Annotated in this window: 19 protein-coding genes; 4 read left to right on the top strand and 15 right to left on the bottom strand. The window is 69.1% G+C overall.

Going from position 1 to position 20,243, the window contains the following annotated elements; all coding sequences use genetic code 11:
* Nucleotides 1-45: 45 nt before the first annotated feature.
* The gene (groL, locus tag ACLIVD_RS12935; protein ID WP_105412619.1) at nucleotides 46-1,659 is read right to left on the bottom strand and encodes a chaperonin GroEL; all 1,614 of its coding nucleotides are present in this window, start codon (nucleotides 1,657-1,659) and stop codon (nucleotides 46-48) included.
* A 92-nt stretch (nucleotides 1,660-1,751) separates the two neighbouring features.
* Nucleotides 1,752-2,051 (bottom strand): co-chaperone GroES, encoded by a 300-nt coding sequence (groES, locus tag ACLIVD_RS12930; RefSeq protein WP_003940763.1) that lies wholly within the window; start codon nucleotides 2,049-2,051, stop codon nucleotides 1,752-1,754.
* A gap of 229 nt (nucleotides 2,052-2,280) precedes the next feature.
* Here groES and ACLIVD_RS12925 point away from each other — a divergent pair, with 229 nt between their 5' ends.
* Entirely contained in the window at nucleotides 2,281-3,999 is a 1,719-nt protein-coding gene (locus tag ACLIVD_RS12925) for a TIGR03767 family metallophosphoesterase (RefSeq protein ID WP_283333002.1), read from the top strand.
* On the opposite strand, the gene ACLIVD_RS12920 is transcribed toward ACLIVD_RS12925, so the two are convergent.
* Entirely contained in the window at nucleotides 3,996-4,532 is a 537-nt protein-coding gene (locus ACLIVD_RS12920) for a potassium channel family protein (RefSeq protein ID WP_283333001.1), read from the bottom strand. The genes ACLIVD_RS12925 and ACLIVD_RS12920 overlap by 4 nt on opposite strands.
* Before the next feature lie 205 nt (nucleotides 4,533-4,737).
* Between ACLIVD_RS12920 and ACLIVD_RS12915 the strand changes: the two genes are divergently transcribed.
* Nucleotides 4,738-6,342, top strand: a complete 1,605-nt coding sequence (locus tag ACLIVD_RS12915) for a DUF7159 family protein (protein ID WP_283333000.1) — start codon at nucleotides 4,738-4,740, stop codon at nucleotides 6,340-6,342.
* Here ACLIVD_RS12915 and tsaD read toward each other — a convergent pair.
* Genes tsaD through ACLIVD_RS12880 form a run of 7 tightly spaced genes read right to left on the bottom strand, consistent with a single transcriptional unit; the run spans nucleotide 6,335 to nucleotide 12,802 of the window.
* Complete coding sequence (gene tsaD, locus ACLIVD_RS12910) at nucleotides 6,335-7,372, bottom strand: tRNA (adenosine(37)-N6)-threonylcarbamoyltransferase complex transferase subunit TsaD (protein ID WP_283332999.1); 1,038 nt, start codon at nucleotides 7,370-7,372, stop codon at nucleotides 6,335-6,337. The two genes, ACLIVD_RS12915 and tsaD, sit on opposite strands and share 8 nt — an antisense overlap.
* On the bottom strand, nucleotides 7,369-7,848 hold the full coding sequence (rimI, locus tag ACLIVD_RS12905) for a ribosomal protein S18-alanine N-acetyltransferase (protein ID WP_283332998.1): 480 nt from the start codon (nucleotides 7,846-7,848) through the stop codon (nucleotides 7,369-7,371). The genes tsaD and rimI overlap by 4 nt, the downstream gene beginning before the upstream one ends.
* On the bottom strand, nucleotides 7,845-8,504 hold the full coding sequence (gene tsaB, locus ACLIVD_RS12900) for a tRNA (adenosine(37)-N6)-threonylcarbamoyltransferase complex dimerization subunit type 1 TsaB (protein ID WP_280782659.1): 660 nt from the start codon (nucleotides 8,502-8,504) through the stop codon (nucleotides 7,845-7,847). Before tsaB ends, rimI begins: the two co-directional genes overlap by 4 nt.
* 50 nt (nucleotides 8,505-8,554) lie before the next feature.
* Nucleotides 8,555-9,043 carry a tRNA (adenosine(37)-N6)-threonylcarbamoyltransferase complex ATPase subunit type 1 TsaE gene (gene tsaE, locus ACLIVD_RS12895; RefSeq protein WP_283332997.1) on the bottom strand — a complete coding sequence of 163 codons (489 nt, stop codon included), beginning with the start codon at nucleotides 9,041-9,043 and terminating at the stop codon, nucleotides 8,555-8,557.
* Nucleotides 9,033-10,097: an alpha/beta fold hydrolase gene (locus ACLIVD_RS12890; RefSeq protein ID WP_283332996.1), complete on the bottom strand. Its 1,065-nt coding sequence runs from the start codon at nucleotides 10,095-10,097 to the stop codon at nucleotides 9,033-9,035. Before ACLIVD_RS12890 ends, tsaE begins: the two co-directional genes overlap by 11 nt.
* Before the next feature lie 3 nt (nucleotides 10,098-10,100).
* On the bottom strand, nucleotides 10,101-11,303 hold the full coding sequence (gene alr, locus ACLIVD_RS12885) for an alanine racemase (protein ID WP_283332995.1): 1,203 nt from the start codon (nucleotides 11,301-11,303) through the stop codon (nucleotides 10,101-10,103).
* A gap of 17 nt (nucleotides 11,304-11,320) precedes the next feature.
* Nucleotides 11,321-12,802 (bottom strand): NAD(P)H-hydrate dehydratase, encoded by a 1,482-nt coding sequence (locus ACLIVD_RS12880; RefSeq protein ID WP_283332994.1) that lies wholly within the window; start codon nucleotides 12,800-12,802, stop codon nucleotides 11,321-11,323.
* An 85-nt stretch (nucleotides 12,803-12,887) separates the two neighbouring features.
* On the opposite strand from ACLIVD_RS12880, the gene ACLIVD_RS12875 reads away from it, so the two are divergent.
* Nucleotides 12,888-13,229: a cupredoxin domain-containing protein gene (locus ACLIVD_RS12875; RefSeq protein ID WP_477952868.1), complete on the top strand. Its 342-nt coding sequence runs from the start codon at nucleotides 12,888-12,890 to the stop codon at nucleotides 13,227-13,229.
* 36 nt (nucleotides 13,230-13,265) lie between these two features.
* Here ACLIVD_RS12875 and glmS read toward each other — a convergent pair whose 3' ends face one another.
* Nucleotides 13,266-15,128 carry a glutamine--fructose-6-phosphate transaminase (isomerizing) gene (glmS, locus tag ACLIVD_RS12870; protein ID WP_105412631.1) on the bottom strand — a complete coding sequence of 621 codons (1,863 nt, stop codon included), beginning with the start codon at nucleotides 15,126-15,128 and terminating at the stop codon, nucleotides 13,266-13,268.
* Nucleotides 15,129-15,225: 97 nt separating this feature from the next.
* Here glmS and ACLIVD_RS12865 point away from each other — a divergent pair, with 97 nt between their 5' ends.
* Nucleotides 15,226-16,062, top strand: coding sequence for a dienelactone hydrolase family protein (locus ACLIVD_RS12865; RefSeq protein WP_037245016.1), 837 nt, complete (start codon nucleotides 15,226-15,228; stop codon nucleotides 16,060-16,062).
* Nucleotides 16,063-16,071: 9 nt separating this feature from the next.
* On the opposite strand, the gene ACLIVD_RS12860 is transcribed toward ACLIVD_RS12865, so the two are convergent.
* From ACLIVD_RS12860 to glmM, 4 genes are all read right to left on the bottom strand, one after another.
* Nucleotides 16,072-16,296, bottom strand: coding sequence for a hypothetical protein (locus tag ACLIVD_RS12860; protein ID WP_418342615.1), 225 nt, complete (start codon nucleotides 16,294-16,296; stop codon nucleotides 16,072-16,074).
* Nucleotides 16,293-18,479, bottom strand: a complete 2,187-nt coding sequence (locus ACLIVD_RS12855; protein ID WP_491932559.1) for a hypothetical protein — start codon at nucleotides 18,477-18,479, stop codon at nucleotides 16,293-16,295. Before ACLIVD_RS12855 ends, ACLIVD_RS12860 begins: the two co-directional genes overlap by 4 nt.
* Nucleotides 18,476-18,784, bottom strand: a complete 309-nt coding sequence (locus ACLIVD_RS12850; RefSeq protein ID WP_283353385.1) for a type VII secretion target — start codon at nucleotides 18,782-18,784, stop codon at nucleotides 18,476-18,478. Before ACLIVD_RS12850 ends, ACLIVD_RS12855 begins: the two co-directional genes overlap by 4 nt.
* 86 nt (nucleotides 18,785-18,870) lie before the next feature.
* Complete coding sequence (gene glmM, locus ACLIVD_RS12845; protein WP_283353384.1) at nucleotides 18,871-20,208, bottom strand: phosphoglucosamine mutase; 1,338 nt, start codon at nucleotides 20,206-20,208, stop codon at nucleotides 18,871-18,873.
* Between the last annotated feature and the right edge of the window lie 35 nt (nucleotides 20,209-20,243).

The raw sequence follows: 20,243 nt of genomic DNA, 5'->3' as shown, positions 1-20,243 counted from the left end.
TTCTTCGCTCGAACGATCGGAGCCGATCGGTCGCGACGGCAGAGCCTAGTGGCTGTGCCCGTGACCGGTCTGCTGCTCGTCCTCTTCCGCCGGCTTCTCGACCACGGCGCTCTCCGTGGTGAGGATCATCCGCGCGACCGAAGCCGCGTTGACGACCGCGGAGCGGGTGACCTTCACGGGGTCGACGACACCGTCGGCGAGCAGGTCGCCGTAGGTCAGGGTCGCGGCGTTGAAACCGTGGCCCTTGGGCTGCTCGGCAACCTTGCTGGTGACGACGGAACCGTCGAGACCGGCATTGCTGGCGATCCAGTACAGCGGCGCCTGCAGTGCTTCGCGCACGACCTTGACGCCCGTGGCCTCGTCACCGGTCAGACCGAGGTTGTCGGCCAGCTCGGTGCTCGCCTGGACGAGGGCGGAACCGCCACCGGGGACGATGCCCTCGGCGACAGCAGCCTTCGCGGCGTTGACGGCGTCCTCGACGCGGAACTTGCGCTCCTTGAGGTCCGTCTCCGTGGCCGCGCCGACCTTGATGACGGCGACGCCACCGGCCAGCTTCGCCAGACGCTCTTCGAGCTTCTCGCGATCCCAGTCGGAGTCGGTGTTCTCGATCTCGCGGCGCAGCTGCGCGACGCGACCCTTGATGTCGTCGTCGGTTCCGGCGCCGTCGACGATCGTGGTCTCGTCCTTGCTGACCACGACGCGGCGTGCGCTGCCGAGCAGGTCCAGCCCGGCGTCCTTCAGCGTGAGGCCGACGTCGGAGTTGATGACCGTGCCACCGGTGACGACGGCGAGGTCGTCGAGGAACGCCTTCCGGCGGTCACCGAAGAACGGCGCCTTGACGGCGACGGCCTTGATGGTCTTCCGGATGGAGTTGACCACGAGCGTCGAGAGCACCTCGCCCTCGACGTCCTCCGCGATGATGAGGAGGGGCTTGCCGCTTTCGGCAACCTTCTCCAGCAGCGGCAGGAAATCGGGCAGGGACGTGATCTTCTCGCGGTACAGCAGCACGAGAGCGTCCTCGTACACGGCCTTCTGTGCATCGAGGTCCGTGACGAAGTACGGCGACAGGTATCCCTTGTCGAACTGGACGCCCTCGGTGATCACGAGCTCGGTCGCCAGGGTCGAGGATTCCTCGACCGTCACGACGCCGTCGGTGCCGACGCGGGTGAGCGCCTCGCCGACCATTTCGCCGATCTCCTCGTCACGCGAGGACACGGTCGCGACCTGGGCGATGGACGTCTTGCCCTCGACCGGCTTCGCGGCGGCGAGGAGTGCCTCGACGACCTTGTCGGCCGCGGCGTTGATGCCGATGCCGAGCGCCATCGGGTTCGCACCCGCGGCGATGTTCTTCAGACCGCCTCGCACGATGGCCTGAGCCAGCACGGTCGCGGTGGTGGTTCCGTCGCCTGCGACGTCGTTGGTCTTGGTGGCGACGCTCTTGACGAGCTGCGCGCCGAGGTTCTCGAACGGGTCCTCGAGCTCGATTTCCCGGGCGATGCTGACGCCGTCGTTGGTGACGGTCGGGCCGCCGAAGGCCTTCGCCAGCACTACGTGGCGGCCACGCGGACCCAAGGTCACCTTGACCGCGTCGGCAAGCTTGTCGACTCCACGCTCGAGAGACCGGCGTGCGACCTCGTTGAACTCAATCTGCTTGGACATGTGTTCTGTCTTCTCCTGGATCTCAGGGTTACGCGCGTGAACGCACTCCGCCCCGGGATCCTGTGGGGACTCCGGGGCGGATCACGTATGGCTTACTTGGAGACGACAGCCAGCACGTCGCGTGCCGACAGGATCAGGTACTCCTGGCCGGCGTACTTGATCTCGGTTCCGCCGTACTTGGAGTAGATGACCGTGTCACCCTCCTTGACGTCGACCGGGATGCGGTTGCCCTGCTCGTTGACGCGGCCTTCGCCGACTGCGACGACGGTGCCCTCCTGGGGCTTCTCCTTGGCCGTGTCGGGAATGACCAGGCCGGAGGCAGTCGTCGTCTCAGCCTCGTTGGCCTGGACGAGGATCTTGTCCTCGAGCGGCTTGATGTTGACGCTCGCCACGATGAGCCCTCCACTTTGGGGTATGCGGGTCCGGAGACTTCTCCGGACTCCTGTTTGAGTGTTCCGTTTACGGCACTTCACACAGCCCCGTCGTCGCGGGTGCCGGAGCTCGATCGGCGCCACTTGGCACTCTATACGTGAGAGTGCCAACGCTCAAGGAGAAGGGGGTGGTAAACCGCGCCGACCGAATGTCGGCCTGTCTCACGGGTCGTCACCTAAGGTTCGTCTGGTGTCTGACATCAATCGGCGTAGATTCCTGACATTTGCCGGACTCGGGGCGATCGGAACAGTGGGATTCGGAGCACGCCCGTGGGGGTTGCAGTACGCGGGCGCGGCGCCTCTTCCCACGTCCGGGGCCGGCACCACCCTCGAAGCGGTGGCCGTCCCCCTCGGCAGCTCCGGCTACCGCAGGCTCGGCGCGGGCCCGGGGTGGCCGACGATCGTCCGCACCGAACTCGCCGAGGCGCGCAGCGGGCGCGAGGACCGGCGCACCGCCCTCGCCTCCCTCGTCCAGCTCACGGACGTCCACCTGGTCGACGCCCAGTCCCCGATGCGTTTCGAATACGTGCACCCCTTCACGGGGTCCGCGTTCCGCCCGCACGAGACACTCACCGCCCAAGGTCTCGTCGCCCTGGTCGCACGCGTCAACGCGCTCGCGTCCGGCCCGCACACCCAGCGCCCGTTCGACGCGGTCGTGAGTACCGGCGACAACACCGACAACAAGGAGTTCGCCGAACTCGGCTGGTTCCTCACCGCACTCAACGGCGGCACCATCGTCCCCAACACGGGCGCACCCGACCGCTACGAAGGCGTGCAGAACTCGGGTGCGGAACTGTACTGGAACCCGGAGTCCTCCCTCCAGGACATGTACAAGAAGGCCGGGTTCCCCGAGATACCCGGCCTGCTCGGCGCGGCGATCTCTCCCGTCACGAGCCCCGGCCTCCGCACCCCCTGGTATTGCGTCTTCGGCAATCACGACGACTCGGTGCAGGGCACCGTCCCGAGCGGCATCCCACCGCTCGAAGCGATGTACACCGGTTCTCTGAAGTTCGAGGTCCCGGGATCGCCGGAAGAGGCGAAGGCGGTCGACATCGCGACCAGGTTCGATCCCGGCGCCATTCCCGCCGCCCTGTCCGCGATCACGACCCCAGCGCGGGTCGTCACACCCGACCCCGCACGCGCGCCGTTCACGCCCCGCCAGTTCATCGCCGCCCACCTGGACCCGGCCAACACCGGCCCCGGACCGGTCGGCCACGGTTTTGCACCGGACGCCGGCGAGACCGGGATCGGCTACTACTCGTTCGAGATCGCACCCGGCGTGGTCGGCATCAGCATGGATTCCACCAACCGGGCGGGGTTCGTCGACGGCTCGCTCGGTGCGGCGCAGTTCCGGTGGATCGAGGACACTCTGGTGGCCGGCAGCAGCCGGTACTTCGACACGGCCGGCAATCCGGTGACGCAGGCACGCGGCGACACCTGGTTCGTACTGTTCAGCCACCACACCAGCGGCAGCATGGACAACGTCGTCCCCGACCCCTCCGCCCCGGCGGAACCCCGGATCCGGGGTTGGCGACTGGTGGATCTGCTGCACCGATTCCCGAACGTCCTCGCCTGGGTCAACGGACACACCCACGAGAACCGGATCACCCCGTGGCCCGGATCGACTCCGGAGCAGTCGTTCTGGGAGATCAACACGGCCTCGCACATCGACTTCCCCCAGCACGGGCGAATCATCGAGGTGGTCGACAACATCGACGGAACCGTGTCTCTGCTCACGACACTGTTCGAGGCCGACAGTCCCTACGCCGTCGACCACACCGATCTCTCACCGCTCGGGTTGGCGTCGCTGTACCGGGAGTTGTCGTTCAACGACATTCACGCCGACCCCGACCTGCTCGGCGGGACACCCGACAGGAACGTCGAACTGATGCTGGCGTCGGGTCGCTAGGTCCGGCGCCTGCGGGCCCAGTCGACGGCCGCGACGATCGCGCGGATGCCGACGCCGAGAAGGATCAGGTTTCCGATGATCTGCACACTCACGACGGCTCGCGACGGATCGGTCGTCGCGGCGATGTCGCCGAACCCGACGGTCGAGAAGATGGTGAGCGAGAAGTACAACGCACCCATGCGTGTGAGGGGTTCGGTGAAGTAACCCGGATCGCTTTCGGACATCAGGCAATATCCTGCCGAGAACCCGAGCAGGTACAGCGGCAGGATCAGGGCCAGTGCCTCGATCGCCTGGAGCGCCGGTACGTCGGACCGGACGATCCGGCGGATCTGCCAGACCGCGACCGCCGCGACCGCGAGCAAACCGCCGGCCAGGAAGAACACACCCGACATGTCCCCGAACGAGGTCCACGGCAGGGCGAAGTAGACCACGAGGCACAGGACGACAGTGACCAATGGGCGCAGAAGTGCACGCAGCAGAAGCCGTCGGCGCTCGCGTCTCGTGAGGTTGCGAAAATCGCTGGCGCGTCGCATGAGATTCCTTTGGACAACTGTGCAGGTGAGACCGGCTATCGAGCGCCATCCTCGTCTTCTGCGGCCGAAAGTCGGGAGCGAAATCCGTTTGTTTTCTGTAACGTTCAGATAACAGTCGCCGATTCAACGGGCAGGGATTCCCCGCTGAACAGGGCGTTCCGACAGAGATGGCAGGTCACGCGTCGAAAACGTGAGGGGGTGTGTGATGGGGATGTCCTTGGGGATGTCCACCGGTGCGTCCGGTGTGGGTTCCGCCCTCGTCACCACGGCCTCGAACGGTTCGCAGAACGTCGAGTTCCGTTACCTGTCCGCCGATCAGGCGCACACCGACCTCGGTGACCTGGTCCGCTCGTCGATCTCGCTGATGACCACCCAGGTCCCTGCCGACCCCACCACTCCCGACGCGTTCGCCGTCGCGTACCGCACGGCGGAACAGGCGCATTCGATCCGCAGCGCCGTCAGCAGGCAGCGGCACCGCGTGCATCTCGTGCCCGAGACCGCCGCCACGCTCACCTACCTGCGGCACACCGGCGAGGTCGCCCAGCATGCCACGGTCGCGATCGTCGACTTCGGCGAGTCCGGACTGTCCGTCGCCGTCGTCGATCAGGTCGACGGCACCGTCCTGCACACCGATCGCACGAGCCGTGTGAGCGGCACCGGAATCGACGACCTCGTCTTCCACCACGTCGTCGGCAGCCTCTCGACCCCGCATCCCCTGCGGCACCTGGACCGCGACCTGCTCTCGGCGCGGTGCCGCGTCGCCAAAGAGCAGTTGTCCTCGGAGCCGAACGCACACGTCGACATCGACCTGCAGGGCATCCGCCCGATCGAGATCAGCCGCACCAGGTTCGACGAGATCGCCGCACCCACTGTCCGGGTCGCGGTGGAGTTCATCCGCGCCACCGTCGCCGACTCCCCACGTCAACCGGATGCCTTTGCCCTCGTCGGCGGTGGCGCGAACATTCCCGCGATCACTTCCGCCGTCGCCGACGCGTTCGCCGCACGGGTCGTCGTGATGCCCGAACCCGACACGGCGACCGCGAAAGGTGCGGCGTTGCTCGCCGTCTCCTCGGCCATCCGCGACTACCCGGCCACCGAGTCGAACCGCCCCGGTTCGGCTGCCAAGGTGTCGGGGGCACTCGTCGGCGCCCTCGTGGTCGGAGGTCTCGTTCTCGGTTACGGCGTCAAGGAACTCGCGCCCGCGCCGGATCCCAATGTCTCCCCCGCGGGGACCGACATGTTCCAGACCACCGAGCAGGTCACGACAACGACAACGGACGAACCTCCCGCCACGCGGATTCCGTCGTATGATCCGACGCCGACGTCGGAGTTCTACCCGAATCAGGTTGCGCCGCCCACGTCCGAACCGCAAACGGACCGGACCTCCGAGCAGACGCCCGATTCGACGAGCGAGACCACGACACCGCGCACCACCACCCCGGTGCCGACACCCACGGCACCGCCGCGTCCGACGCTGCCGGGAACGAACCCGCCGCAGCCCTCGTGGCCGCACATCGAATGGCCCGCGATTCCGCCGCTGTGGCCGCAGGTTCCGGGGGAATCCACGCCGAACGAACCGAGCCCCGTCGCGCCCGCACCCGACGTTCCCGAGGTGGCACCGCCGCCTGCGGAGACGCCCGCCGCTCCCGCGGAACCCAGTACCCCCGCGGCACCCGAGGGACTCTTCCCGATGGTCCCGGCGCCGGGCACGGTCGCTCCGAGTCCCGATGCGTCGCAACCGAGTGGTGCTCAGCCCGGTGAGGCGCTCACTCCCCCGGCCACGCAGACCGTCACGATTCCGGTCAGCTGAACACCTGACTGGTCGCCACCGACAGTCCGGGGTCGCTGGCCACGGTCAGCAGGGACGGCGCGGCGCCGCCGGCGATCAGATGCGCGCCGAGCGAGGCGATCATCACTCCGTTGTCGGTGCACAGGCGCGGTTTCGGTACCCGCAGGGTCAGTCCGGCGTCGGCGCAACGTTCCTCGGCGAGTGCGCGGATGCGGGAGTTGGCCGTGGCGCCGCCACCGAGAACCAGCGTGTCCACGCCGACGTCGCGGGCTGCCCGCACCGCTTTCATCGTCAGCACGTCCGCCACGGCCTCCTGGAAGCTCGCGGCGATATCCGGCACCGAGCACACCTCCCCTGCCCGCTCCTTGGACTCCACGTACCGTGCGACAGCCGTTTTCAGCCCGGAGAACGAGAAGTCGTGCCGGGCGTCCCGGGGCCCGGTCATACCGCGCGGGAAGGGGATGGCGTCGCGGTCGCCGTCCTGCGCCGCGGCGTCGAGAGCGGGGCCACCGGGGAATCCGAGGCCGAGGAGGCGGGCCACCTTGTCGAAGGCTTCGCCGGCGGCGTCGTCCACGGTGGTGCCGAGTTCGACGATGGGCTTCGCAAGATCCTCGACGTGCAGGAGGTGGGTGTGCCCACCGGACACGAGCAGTGCCACGCACGGCGGCATCGGTCCGTGTTCGAGGGTGTCGACCGAGACGTGACCGCCGAGGTGGTTCACCGCGTAGAACGGGACGTCCCACGCCGCCGCATAGGCTTTCGCGGCCGCGACACCGACGAGCAGGGCACCGGCCAGACCGGGTCCGATGGTGACGGCGAGAGCGTCCGGCTTGGCGATCCCGGCGGCGGCGAGGGCCCGCCGCATCGTCGGGACGATCGCCTCGAGGTGCGCACGGGACGCGACCTCCGGCACCACCCCGCCGTACCGTGCGTGCTCTTCGACGCTGGATGCGACCTCGTCCGCGAGGAGTTCGCACGTTCCGTCACCGTTCCACCGGACGATGCCGACTCCGGTCTCGTCACAAGAGCTTTCGATCCCCATGACGATCATTGCACCGGCTCCTCACCCGATCCGGGGCGACGCATCGTGAAGGCGTCCGCACCGCTCGGTTGGTAGTACTTCTTACGGGTTCCCACGATCTCGAATCCTTCACGTCGGTAGAGGGCGACCGCCGCGTCGTTGTCGGTGCGCACTTCGAGAAACACCGGGCCACCCCGGGTGTCGGCCACTCGGAGGAGCTCGTCGAGGAGGGCGCCGCCGATCCCCCGGCGCTGACACGCCGGATCCGTTCCGATCGTGTGTATCTCGGATTCGGGATGTGAACCGTCACCCAGCAGGGCGATTCCGGCGTACCCGACGACGTGGCCGGTGTCGTCCCGCGCCACGGTGTAGTGCACGTGCGGGGCGGCCAGTTCCGCCCTGAATGCGCGTGCGCTCCAGGGTCCGTCACCGGCGAAGAGGAGTGTCTCGAGCTCCGCGCACCGTTCGGCGTCGGCGGCCGCCATCGGTTCGATGCGGAAAGTCATTTCTTCCGGTCCGCCAGTTCGACCGCGTCCGGGCGCCGCAGGTAGAGCGGTACGAGCGCCGCCGGGGCCGCATCACTGAACAGGGCCTCCGCGGCCACCGCGACCAGTCCTGCGGGCGATGGTGTTTCCACGGGCTCGACAGGGAGATCGAAGAAGTCGACGTGTGACGGCGATCCCGCCACCACCTCGGACGGCATCGGCTCGAGTTCGCGCGGCTTCACCACCGCGGGACCTTCTACCCGCACCCCTGCCGAATAGCGCGCCCAGTACACCTCACGCCGCCGTGCATCCGTGACGACGAGCAGATTCCGGTCGCCGTCCACCTGCGCGGCGATGGCGTCGAGGCTGCACACGCCGTGGGCCGGAATGCCGAGGGCGTCGGCGAACGCGGCGGCGGTGGCCATCCCCACGCGCAGTCCGGTGAACGGCCCGGGTCCGGCGCCGACCACCACTGCGTCGAGGTCCGCGGCGACGTGCCCCGACTCGGTGAGGCATTCGAGGATGTGCGGGGTGAGCACTTCCGCGTGGGCGCGCGGGTTGACCGTCACGCGCACCGCGAGGGTGTGCACCGCCTCCACCGATGCGGAATCGGCCGAAACCCGGACGACTCCGGCGGTCACGGCAGGCGTGGACGTGTCGATGGCGAGAACAAGCACGGTAACTGAGGGTACTCGCACGTCAGAACCGCTCCCGACACCCGACCCCGTCAGGAAATCCACTCCCAGTGGGCGGTGCGGACGTCCGTCTCCGGTTCGCGGCGCAGGCGTACCCGCAGATGACGATCGGCCAGCTGCTCCGCGATGCCCTCGCCCCATTCGACGACGACAACCGCTGCAGTCAGGTCGGTGTCGAGGTCGAGCGCGTCGAGTTCGTCCAGCGCGTGGGGGCCGCTTCCACCCAGTCGGTACGCGTCCACGTGCACCATCCCGACCGGGGTGCCCCCGCCGGGCCGCGTGCCCGCCCGGTGCTCCCGCGCGATCACGAATGTGGGCGAAGTCACCCGCCCCTGCACGCCGAGCCCGGCTCCGATCCCCTTCGTCAGTGCGGTCTTCCCCGCACCGAGGGGTCCGTCGAGGACCACGAGATCCCCGGCGACGAGGCCCCGGGCGAGATCTCGGCCGAACTGCTCGGTGTCCTCCGCCGTCGGCAACACCACGGTCCCGCTCACGGGCAACACTCCCTCTTCAGCCGACATCGGACTGCTCACGCGACTCGTACGTCGCCAGGCCACGATGCAGGACCCGGTCGACGGCGTCCGACACCACGGACGGGAATTCGAGCTGCACCAGATGGCCGGCACCGCGCACCCGTACCAGTTCGGACTCCGGAAGGTCCGCTGCCAGTTTCCGTGAGCTGCCGAACGGGATGATCATGTCGCTGTCGCCGCACACCACGACGGATGGGGTGCGCTCGATCGCCTCGAGTGACGCGGACTCGTCGTGCAATTCGAGTGTGCGCAGAAAGTTCACGATGGTCACCACCGACGTCCGGTCCAGCATGGAGTCGGAGAACTTGTGCAGCCGCGGACTCACGTCCGTGCCGTACGACGCCGCCCGAAGAATCGGGGTGATCAGCACGCGGGCCGCGCCGCGAGCGTGCTGGACGAGTTCGGGTGAGGTCCGGACTGCCATCCGGAAGCCGTCGATGACCGGGTTCTGCAGGTTCCGCGTCAATCCGGTCTCGCTGAGACCGGCGGCGGCCGTGGCCACCAGGCCCACACCGACCACCCGCGACGCCACCAGTTCGGGCCGCTGCCCGGCGAAGGCCAGGACCGTCATTCCGCCCATCGAATGCCCCACGAGCACAACCGGTCCGGTGGGGGCCTTCGCCTCGATCACGGTCGCGAGATCGGCGCCCAGTTGAGCGATGGTGCAGGTCGCCGTGGACGGCACACCCGAATCGCCGTGCCCTCGTTGGTCGTAGAACACCATCCGCACGTCGTCGCCCCACCGCTCGGCGAGCTGGCGGCGCTGGAAATGCCACGACGTCATGTCCAGGCAGTAGCCGTGCACGAACACCGCCGTCACCGGCGCGTCCTCGGGGCCGACCTCGCGGACCGCGAGCGCGACGCCGTCCTCGGTGACCACGACGCTGCGCCGGTCCCGCGACATCAGCGTGAAGTCCTCGTCACCGTAGATCTCGCGGCCCGGCCGGGTCGCGCTGCGTAGCGCGTTGACACCGGCGACCGAACCGAGCGCCAGCGCGCTCAGCAGGCCGCCGACGAGCCCCAGACGCTTCGACAACCCCATGATCTAGGTGCCCGTCCCGCCGACGTAACTGCGCACCGTCCGGCCGCGTACCCCTGTCACCACCTCGTAGTGAATGGTGTCGAGTTCATCGGCCCACGCTTGCGCGTTGGGCTCGCCGAGGTCTCCGTTGCCGAAGAACACGGCGGTGTCCCCCTCCCGGACTCCGCCGCCGTCCGGTCCGAGATCGACGACCACCTGGTCCATGCAGACGCGTCCGATGCCCGGCCGTCGCTGCGCGCCCAGCTGGACCTCGAAACGGCCGCTGAGCGAGCGCGGCAGCCCGTCGGCGTAGCCGAACGGCAGCAGCGCCACCGTCGTATCCCGTGGGGCCACCCACTGGTGCCCGTAGGACACGCCTTCACCTGCCGCTACCTTCTTCACCAGAGCCACCCTCGATCGCAGTGTCATCGCCGGGCGCAACCCGAACTGACCGAGTTCGGGTACGGGCGACAACCCATATATCGCGATTCCCGGGCGAACCATGTCAAACCGCAGGTCGGGACGGGTCAGGGTGGCCGCGGAATTGGACAGGTGCACCACTTCGGGGACCAGGCCCTGCCGCTTGGCATCCGCGATCGCGCTGACCAGTCGATCGCGCTGGGAATCGATCCAGGCGTGATGCGGCTCGTCGGCGTGGGCGAGATGCGAGAAGATGCCGCGCAGCCGCACCGAGCCCTCGGCCTGTGCGCGCGCCAGATCGACGAGGACCTGCGCCAGCTCGTCGGGTGCCACCCCGTTGCGGTTCAGTCCGGTGTCGACCTTGATCGTGACGATCGCCGTGGTGCCGACGCTCCGGGCGGCAGCGACCACCGCGGCGAGGTGACGGGGCGAGGAGACGCCGAGTTCGACACCGGCCGCGATCGCGGGGGCGAAGTCGGCGTCGACGGTGTGCAGCCAGGCGAGGACGGGGGCGTCGATGCCCGCGCGGCGCAGAGTCAGCGCCTCCGACACCGTCGTCACGCCCAGTTCCGACGCTCCGGCGGCCAGCGCCGCGCGTGCCACGGGTACGGCGCCGTGGTTGTAGCCGTCCGCCTTCACGACGGCCATCATCGCCGCGTCCCGGGCGCTGTCGCGCAGGATGCGGACGTTGTGCGCAATCGCGTCCAGATCGACGACGGCCTCGGCCTGCGGTGCCGGCGCCTCCGAGGGCGCTGCGGGTTCGCGGTGTCCGTGGTCGTCGGCCGGTACTGCTTCAGCAAGCGTCATATGCTCGATCCTGCCATTCACGAGGAGGCCGGCATTTCTTCGGGTGACACCCCCGCACGGAGAACTCTGATCGACTCCCGGAGGTGCGCGAGCAGCGTCCCGGCGGAGATCGGTGCTGTTCCGCGGCCTGCGGAGAGGTCCGCGCCACCGCCTCGGGCAGCCAGGTTCGCGGCCAGCGAGTGCGCTCGCGCACCCACCGCCGCGGCCCGGGCCGGGCCGATACCCGCGGCCATGAGTGAGCCGATGATCCCGGCGAGCACGTCCCCGGCCCCCGCGGTGGCGGACCACGACCCGCCCGCCTCGTTGACGTAGATCCGGCCACCGGGTTCCGCGATCACCGTGGCCCGCCCCTTGAGCAGCAGGTGAACGTTCCAGTCGGCAGCGAGAGCGCGTGCCGACGCCACCCGGTCCGGACCCGGATCCGTCCCCGTCAGCCGGGCGAACTCCCCGGCGTGGGGGGTCAGTAGTGTCGCTGCGGTCCTCGACCGCACCAGGTCCGGGTCCTCGGCGAGCAGGGTCAGACCGTCCGCGTCGACCAGCACGGGCACGTCGGAGTCGAGCACCGTCCGCAGCGTGCGACGGGCGGCGTCGTCGGTGCCCATGCCCGGCCCGACCACCCACGACTGGACGCGTCCCGCCTTGGCGAGATCGGTGGTCGCGATCACCTCCGGCGCGTGCGCGAGCACCTCGTGGGTGCACGGTCCGGCGTAGCGGACGAGCCCCGACGTGGCCGTGACCGCGGCGCCCGTGCACAGCACACCGGCACCCGGGTAACCGTCGCTGCCTGCGACAACCCCCACCACGCCCTGCGAGTACTTGTCGTCGTCCGCCCCCGGCACCGGCCACGCAGCACCGACGTCGGCGGCGTCGAGGGCGGTGATCCCCGGGTCGCCGAGCGACAGTCCGATGTCCACGAGCTCGACCCGGCCGCAGTGCGCCGCACCGAGCGCGTGGACCGGTTTGAGGGCGCCGAATGCGACGGTGACGGCGGCGCGCACGGCGGGGCCGTCGACCGCTCCCGTGTCCGGGTCCACACCGCTCGGCAGGTCGGCCGACACGATCGGAGCCTCGATCCGGTCGACCAGCGCGGCAGCATCGGGCCGCAGCGACCCCCTGCCGGAGATTCCGACGATCCCGTCGATCACCAGATCGGGCATGCCCAGCTCGTCGGACGGGGCGGCCACTCGGCCGCCGGCCGCAGTGAACGCCGCCAGCCCCGCCTCGTGCGCCTTCTCCGGTTTCAGCAGGACCGCGGTGGCCGCAACACCACGCCCCCGCAGCATCGACGCCGCCCACAACGCGTCCCCGCCGTTGTCACCGGACCCCACCAGCACCGTGATCGTTCGACCCGCGACGCCCCCGGTCCGCGCTCGCAGCTCCGCCGCCACCACCGTGGCGAGCCCATGCGCTGCGCGTCGCATCAGCGCGCCGTCGGGAAGAGAAGCCAGCAACGGCGCCTCTGCGGCTCGAACCTCGTCAGCGGTGTAGTAGCCCCGCATGGGAACTCCTCGTCGAGAAGGGTCGGTACCGGGTCAGACTACGCTCGACGTCATGCGTGGACGTGGAAGCTCGTGGATCGCCGGAGTGGCTCTCGCCGCAAGCATTTCGATGGCGGGCGTCGTGTCCGGGTGCGGTTCGCCCGACAGCACGGCGCCCGAGGCGCCGACCGGACCCGTCGTGCAGGTCGCGAACATGGCGTATGCGCCCGCGACACTCACCGTCAAGGCGGGCGACACCGTCACCTGGAATTTCGACGACCGGGGTGTCACCCACGACGTGGTGGGTGTCGGCGCCGCGAAAAGTGTGCTGCGAAGCCGTCTGATGCAGACCGGCACGTTCACGTACACGTTCACCGAACCGGGGACCTACGAATACACGTGTTCGCTGCACCCCGAGATGACGGGCACCGTCGTCGTCACCCCGTAGGGCGCAGCCGGCCCGGCCACGCCCCTACGGTGGTTGTTATTCGACGGTGACGGACTTCGCGAGGTTACGCGGCTTGTCGACGTCGTAGCCGCGCGTCTGCGCGACCTCCGCCGCGAACACCTGCAACGGCACCGTCGACAGCAGCGGCTGCAGGAGCGTCGGCGCCGCCGGGATCTCGATCAGGTGATCGGCGAACGGGCGCACGGCCTCGTCGCCCTCCTCCGCGATCACCACGGTCCGCGCACCGCGGGCCTGGATCTCCCGGATGTTGCTCAGCAGCTTCGAGTGCAGCACCGCGCGCCCCTTCGGCGACGGCATCACGATGATCACCGGCAACCCGTCCTCGATCAACGCGATCGGCCCGTGCTTGAGCTCGCCGGCCGCGAAGCCCTCGGCGTGCATGTACGCCAGCTCCTTGAGCTTGAGCGCACCCTCGAGCGCCACGGGGTAGCCCACGTGGCGGCCCAGGAACAGCACCGTCGACGACGACGCCAGCTCCCGCGCCAGCGCCCGCACCGGCTCGACCGTCTCGAGTACCCGGCTCACCAGGTCGGGCATCGCCTCGAGATCGGCGTACTCGCGTGCGACCTCGTCCGGGTACTTGGTGCCGCGGGCCTGGGCGAGGGCCAGACCGACCAGGTAGTTCGCCGTGACCTGCGCGAGGAACGCCTTGGTCGACGCGACACCGATCTCCGGACCTGCCCGGGTGTAAAGGACGGCGTCCGCCTCTCGCGGAATCTGGGCGCCGTTCGTGTTGCACACCGCCAGCACCCGCGCCTTCTGGTCCTTGGCGTGGCGCACGGCCTCGAGGGTGTCGGCCGTCTCACCGGACTGCGAGATGGCCACGACCAGCGTCGACCGGTCCAGGACCGGGTCGCGGTAGCGGAACTCGCTGGCGAGCTCGACCTCGACGGGCAGCCGAGTCCAGTGCTCGATGGCGTACTTCGCGAGCAGCCCCGAGTGGTAGGCGCTGCCGCAGGCGACGACGAAGACCTTGTCGACGTCGCGCAGTTCCTGATCCGACAGTCGCTGCTCGTCGAGAACGATCTTCCCGTCCTGGAAATGCCCCAGGAGAGTGTCCGCGACCGCGGCCGGCTGCTCCTCGATCTCCTTGAGCATGAAGTAGTCGTGGCCGCCCTTCTCGGCGGCCGCGAGGTCCCAGTCGATGCGGAACGGGCGGCCCTGCGCCTCGGATCCGTCGAAGTTCAGAATCGAGTACCCGTCCGCGGTGATCACCACCACCTGGTCCTGCCCCAGCTCGACCGCATCACGGGTGTGCTCGATGAACGCCGCGACATCGGACCCGAGGAACGTCTCTCCCTCGCCGACACCGATGACGAGGGGCGTCGAGCGACGCGCCGCGACGATGGTGTCCGGGTGGTCCGAATGCGTGAAGACGAGCGTGAATGCGCCCTCGAGCCTGCGCAGCACGCTCAGCGCACTCGCGACGAAGTCACCGGCCGTCTCGCCCGAGGCGTAGGCCCGCGCGACGAGGTGCACCGCGACCTCGGTGTCGGTGTCGCTGGCGAAGTCGACTCCGTCGTGCTCGAGTTCTGCCCGCAGCGGGGCGAAGTTCTCGATGATGCCGTTGTGCACGACGGCAACCGTGTTACCCGCATCACGGTGCGGGTGCGCGTTGCGGTCGGTCGGCCTGCCGTGCGTGGCCCACCGCGTGTGACCGATCCCGGTGCTCCCGGTGAAGTGCTCGGCCCCGACCTCGTCGAGTTCGGCCTCGAGATTCGCGAGACGACCCGCCTTCCGCTCGACCGCCATGCCGCCGTGGCCGTCGAGCACGGCGATACCGGCGGAGTCGTATCCGCGGTATTCCATTCGCCGCAAGGCCTCCACCACAACAGTCAGAGCCTGCCGGTGGCCGACGTATCCCACGATTCCGCACATGGTTCATCAGGGTACTTGGACCGGGCGACGCGGCGAAGTCGGAGTGTGGGCCGCATCGGCTCTCTCGCCGGCCCGCGAATCGGATAACGTTCTCCCCGTGGCGCCGAAACCGAAGACCCTGGCCCGTGAACTGTCCAAGCGAGGACCGCACCGCGTGCTGCGGGGTGACCTCGCACTCGCCGGACAGCCGGGCGTCGTATACACGCCCGAATCAGGCTTCAACCTGCCCGCCGTCGCGTTCGCGCACAGTTGGATGGCAGGTGCCGACCACTACCGGAAGACGCTCGAGCATCTGGCGTCGTGGGGAATCGTCGTGGCCGCTCCCAACAGTGAACGCGGTCCCGTGCCTTCCCACCTGGGCCTCGCCACCGACCTGCGGGCCACCCTCGACATCTGTGTGGGTGTGCGTCTCGGTCCCGGCCAGATCAGCGTGCAGCCCGATCGCGTCGCGTTCGCAGGACACGGGATGGGTGCGGGTGTGGCGGTGCTCGCCGCCGCGCAACGGGACGTATCGGCGGTCGCCGCCTTGTTCCCGGCACCGACCGCGCCGAAGGCCGAGAAGTATGCGTCCAAGATCACAGCGCCGGGGCTCGTCGTCGCCGGTGCCGACATCGACACCATGAACAGCAACGCCAAGGCGCTGGCCGAGGCGTGGGGCGGGGAACACGTCCTGCGCGCCGTCAACGGCGCCAAGGAGTCCGGGCTCACCGAGGGACGCCGCCTCCTGGGTGCACTCGGCATCGGCGGTTCCGAGCGGAAGACCCAGCAGATCACACGCGCGCTGCTCACCGGCTTCCTGCTCTATCACCTCACCGAGGACAAGAAGTACGAGGTGTTCGCGAAGGCGGACGCCGAACTTCCCCACACCACGCTCGTCGATCCGCACGAGGAGCACACCGACGCCGGCTTCGAGGGTGTGCTCCCGCACATCTGAGTTCTCCGGTCACACCAGCCAGCTGCGCGGACGATAGAACTCGTCGTCGTCGAGTGTTTCCGGTGGCGCAGCCGCGGGTGATGCCGCTGCAGGCTCGGTCCGGCTGCGGCCGGACCGGTTCGCCGCGGCTTCCTCGTCTCGGGCTCTGCGCTCGTCGATCCGTTCCCGGAACATTTCGAGGTCGGCCCGCATCTGTGCCCGTTGCGCACGCAACTGTGCGGCTCGGTGGCTCACAGCGGCCCGGCCTCGGCCAACTCGGCGCCGCTGTCGAATCCGCCCACGGGACCTGTCGCCAGTTCGGGCGCGGATCGCGGTTCGCCCAGTGGCGGGGCCTCGGCGGGCGTCTCGGGAGCCGGCTGCTGCTGCACTGACACCACCTGTGGTTGCGGGTCGGCTGCGGCGTCTCCGGCCGGCGCAAGGGCCGGTGTGTTCTCGTTGTCCGGCACGGCGTCCACGGCCGGTCGGCCGGGCGCCGGATGTTCTTCGGATGTCGCATCCGGGGCGGCCTCGGCATCATCGCTGACCTGTGATTCCGGGGTCGGCGAGGCGGGTGCGCAGTCGGCATCTGCAGAGTCTCCTTCGCCCGCACCGGTTTCCGCTGTGATCTGCGGCAGACCATTCGGCCCGATCTCGACTCCGAACCTGGCCGTCCCGCCCTGTCCGTCGTTCAGCTCGAGATGAATTCCCTGACCGTCCGCATCGACGGCGAGGGTCCACGACCGTCCGTCGAGGTTCAGTTCGAGGCTCTTGTCGTGTGGGACGCCGTCGGCCGGCTCGCCGCCGTCCTCCCGCGGATCGGCGTGTCCGTCGCCGAGGTCCTCGGTGTTCCGTTCTTCGTCGTCCCTGTGGGTGAGGGCCGAGACGGTGTCCTCGATCAACGGGCGAAGGATCGAACCGAGATCCGCCAGACCTCCCGCGAGACCTTGACGTACCAGATCACCCGGACCGGGAATACTCCCGAGGCCCGGGGCAGTAACCATCGGAGGCACGGCGGCCATCGGCGGCACGGCGGCCATCGGCGGCACGGCGGCCATCGGCGGCGCAGCGGTCATCGGAGGCGCCTCAGCCATCGGCGGTGGCGCGGTTGTCAGTGGCGCAGCGGCCATCGGTGGCGCGGTTGTCGGTGGTGCGGTTGGCGGTGGTGCGGCGGCCGTCGGAATGGTTGCCGCGGCTCCACCACTGGATCGAGGCGGGACATACGCCGGTCCGTTCGTCGCGGGTGAGGTGGCGGGCGGCGCCGTCGGCGCAGCGGGTGCGGGAGCGGGCGCAGCGGCGGGGACGGTGTCGGCGTCGTGCACCTCGGGCGCCCTCGGCGCGGGTGCCGGATCGGGAGTGTCCTCGGGACGAAAACCGGGCTGCACCTCGATCGACCGCGCCTCGGCGACGACGGCGTCATAGGCGGCGTGCACCGCTTCGGCGCAGTCTGCACACGCGGCGGTGAACTCCTGTTGCTTCTCCTCGTACACGTGCCGGAAGTTCGCGTCGAGCCAGTCCTTGGTGATTCCGGCGGCCCGCCGCACCACGTCGTCCCGGTCGAGTCGGCGGAGCGCACCGCCGCCCCCGTCCTTGTACAGGCCGTTGACGTGCCGGTAGTCGTCGTCGGCGAGTTCGGGGAACCAGTACGACGCATCTTCCATGCAGTCCTTCGCGGCGGAGTTGTCGCCGTCCTTGCCCTCGGCGTAGATCCGCGCGAGAACGTCGATCTGGGCCGCGCTGTACCCGCCCACTGTCGGCTGATGCAGAGACACCACCTTGTACGCCTTGTTCGTCACCGCGGCGCTCAGCGTGAGGTTCGCCTCGAACAGCACCTCGGCGAGATCGTGGAGCCGACCGATGGTGGCGTCCGCCTGGACGTTCTGTCGGTCGGCGGCGTCGATCGCTGCCGCGGCGGCGACTCCGCTCCACCCGGTTCGCACTGCGGCGACGCATCTCTCGTTCTCGTCGAGTTCGGTGCGGGCCGTGTCGAGGCTGCGCCCGAGGGTGTCGACGTCGTGGGCGAGTGTGTGCAGGCGCATCCCCCGTTCCGCGTCGAACCTCGCGTAGTAGTCGGCGAGTTCGCGGGATTCGTACCCCAGTCGTGTCGCGGCGGGGAGGAACAACTCGAAGAATTCGAGGCCCCGCGCGCCGAGATCGAGCATGTCGTCGGGAACGTTGAGGGCATTCGGGCGAAGGTGCTCCCCCAGCGCGATCCGGGATGCGTTCGCGGTCTGGCAGTCGCTGCCCTGCTCCAGCAATGCGGCGTACCGCTGGTCAGCGGAGGGAGTCCGGTCACGCTTGTCGAGCACGTACTCGTCGAAGTACGGCTGCCAGGATGACTCGTCCTCCTCGCGGGAGGCCGCCCAGGACTGGAGGAGTTGCTCCTTGTAGTCGCGGCTCAGGTTCGGGTCGTCGATCAGCGCTCTCGGATCCGCGGTCACCACTGCACCCCGTTCACGTCGGCGGTGACGTTCGCGTCCGTTCCCGAGTAACGCGCCGCGGCGGCCCGGAACGCGTGCCCGAACGATTCCACGTCCGCGGCCCACTGCCCGAGCGCGACCCCTACGACGCCGAGGGCGTCACGCACCGCGTCACCCTTCGCGGCGTAGTCCCGGCCCGCGTGTATTCCACTGAATTCCAGCCGGGCAGTCTCGGCGGCCTGCTGTCTCAGGACCTCCGCCGACCGCAGCAGTCTCGTACCCGCGTCAGTCACCACCGCGACGTCCACCTCGAGCCCATCGCTCATTGCCCCACCCTCTCTTCGCGACCTACTGCATTAGACGCGACAGCGCACCGATCGGTTCCCCCGGCCGATCGGTGCATTGTGTCCGCTCACACGGAGGCGACGGTGCCCGCCAGTTCGTCGGCGAGTTTCCGGGCTACTTCGATGTCCGACGCCTCGACCATCACGCGGACGAGTTGTTCGGTTCCCGACGGCCGCAGCAGCACCCGGCCGTTGTCGCCCAGGCTGCGCTCGGCGGCCACGACCGCGTCCAGCACGACCGGGGACGCGGCGACGGCGCGCTTGTCGGCGACCCTCACGTTGACCAGAACCTGCGGGAGCGTCGTCATCGCCGACGCCAGATCTGCGATCGCTTGTCCGGTCTCCGCCATCCGGCCCATCAGACGCAGTCCTGTCAGCACTCCGTCGCCGGTGGTGCCGAAGGCGGGGAACACGACGTGTCCGGACTGTTCGCCGCCCAGGCTGAAGCCACCGGACCGGAGTCCTTCGAGGACGTAGCGATCACCGACGGCAGTGGTGACCAGTGTGATCCCGGCCTCCCGCATCGCGATGTGCAAACCGAGATTGCTCATGACCGTCGCGACGAGGGTGTTGTCCACCAGTTCACCCGCGTCGCGCATGCCGAGGGCGAGCACGGTCATGATGGCGTCGCCGTCGATGAGGGAACCGGCGGCATCGACGGCGAGGCACCGATCCGCATCCCCGTCGTGCGCCAGCCCCAGATCGGCGCTGTGCTCGACGACCGCCTTCTGCAGGCTTTCGAGGTGCGTCGACCCGCAGTTCTCGTTGATGTTGAGTCCGTCGGGTTCGGCGTTGATCGCGACGACGGTGGCGCCTGCGGCCCGGTAGGCGGCGGGAGCGACGCCCGATGCCGCGCCGTGCGCACAGTCCACCACGACGGTCAGCCCGTCGAGGCTGTTCGGGAGTGCGGTGGCCAGGTGCTGCAGATACCGTTCCGCGGCGTCCGGCACCGTGCGAACACGTCCGATCCCCGCACCGGTCGGCGCCCGCCGTGTCGTGGTTCCGGCGGCGACGGACTCGATCCGGTCTTCCACCTCGTCGTCGAGTTTGTGTCCGCCGGCCGCGAAGATCTTGATGCCGTTGTCGGGCATGGGATTGTGCGAGGCGGAGATCATGACACCGAGAGCTGCGTCCAGCTCCGCGGTCAGGTAGGCCACCGCGGGTGTCGGCAGCACCCCGACGTTCAGAACGTCGACACCCGCCGACGTCAGGCCCGCGACGACCGCCGCCTCGAGCATTTCACCGCTGGCTCTCGGGTCACGGCCGACCACAGCCGTCTTGCGTCCCCCCGACCCCGGCGACGCCAGCACCGTCGCGGCGGCGGAGGCCACCTGCAACGCCAACTCGGCGGTCAGCTCGGTATTCGCGAGACCACGAACCCCATCCGTCCCGAACAATCGACCCATAGACCAGACCCCTCGCAATTAGGAAAACCCACTAC

This window comes from Rhodococcus sp. G6(2025), from assembly GCF_058628105.1.
This window is presented reverse-complemented; position numbering and strand designations above follow the sequence as displayed.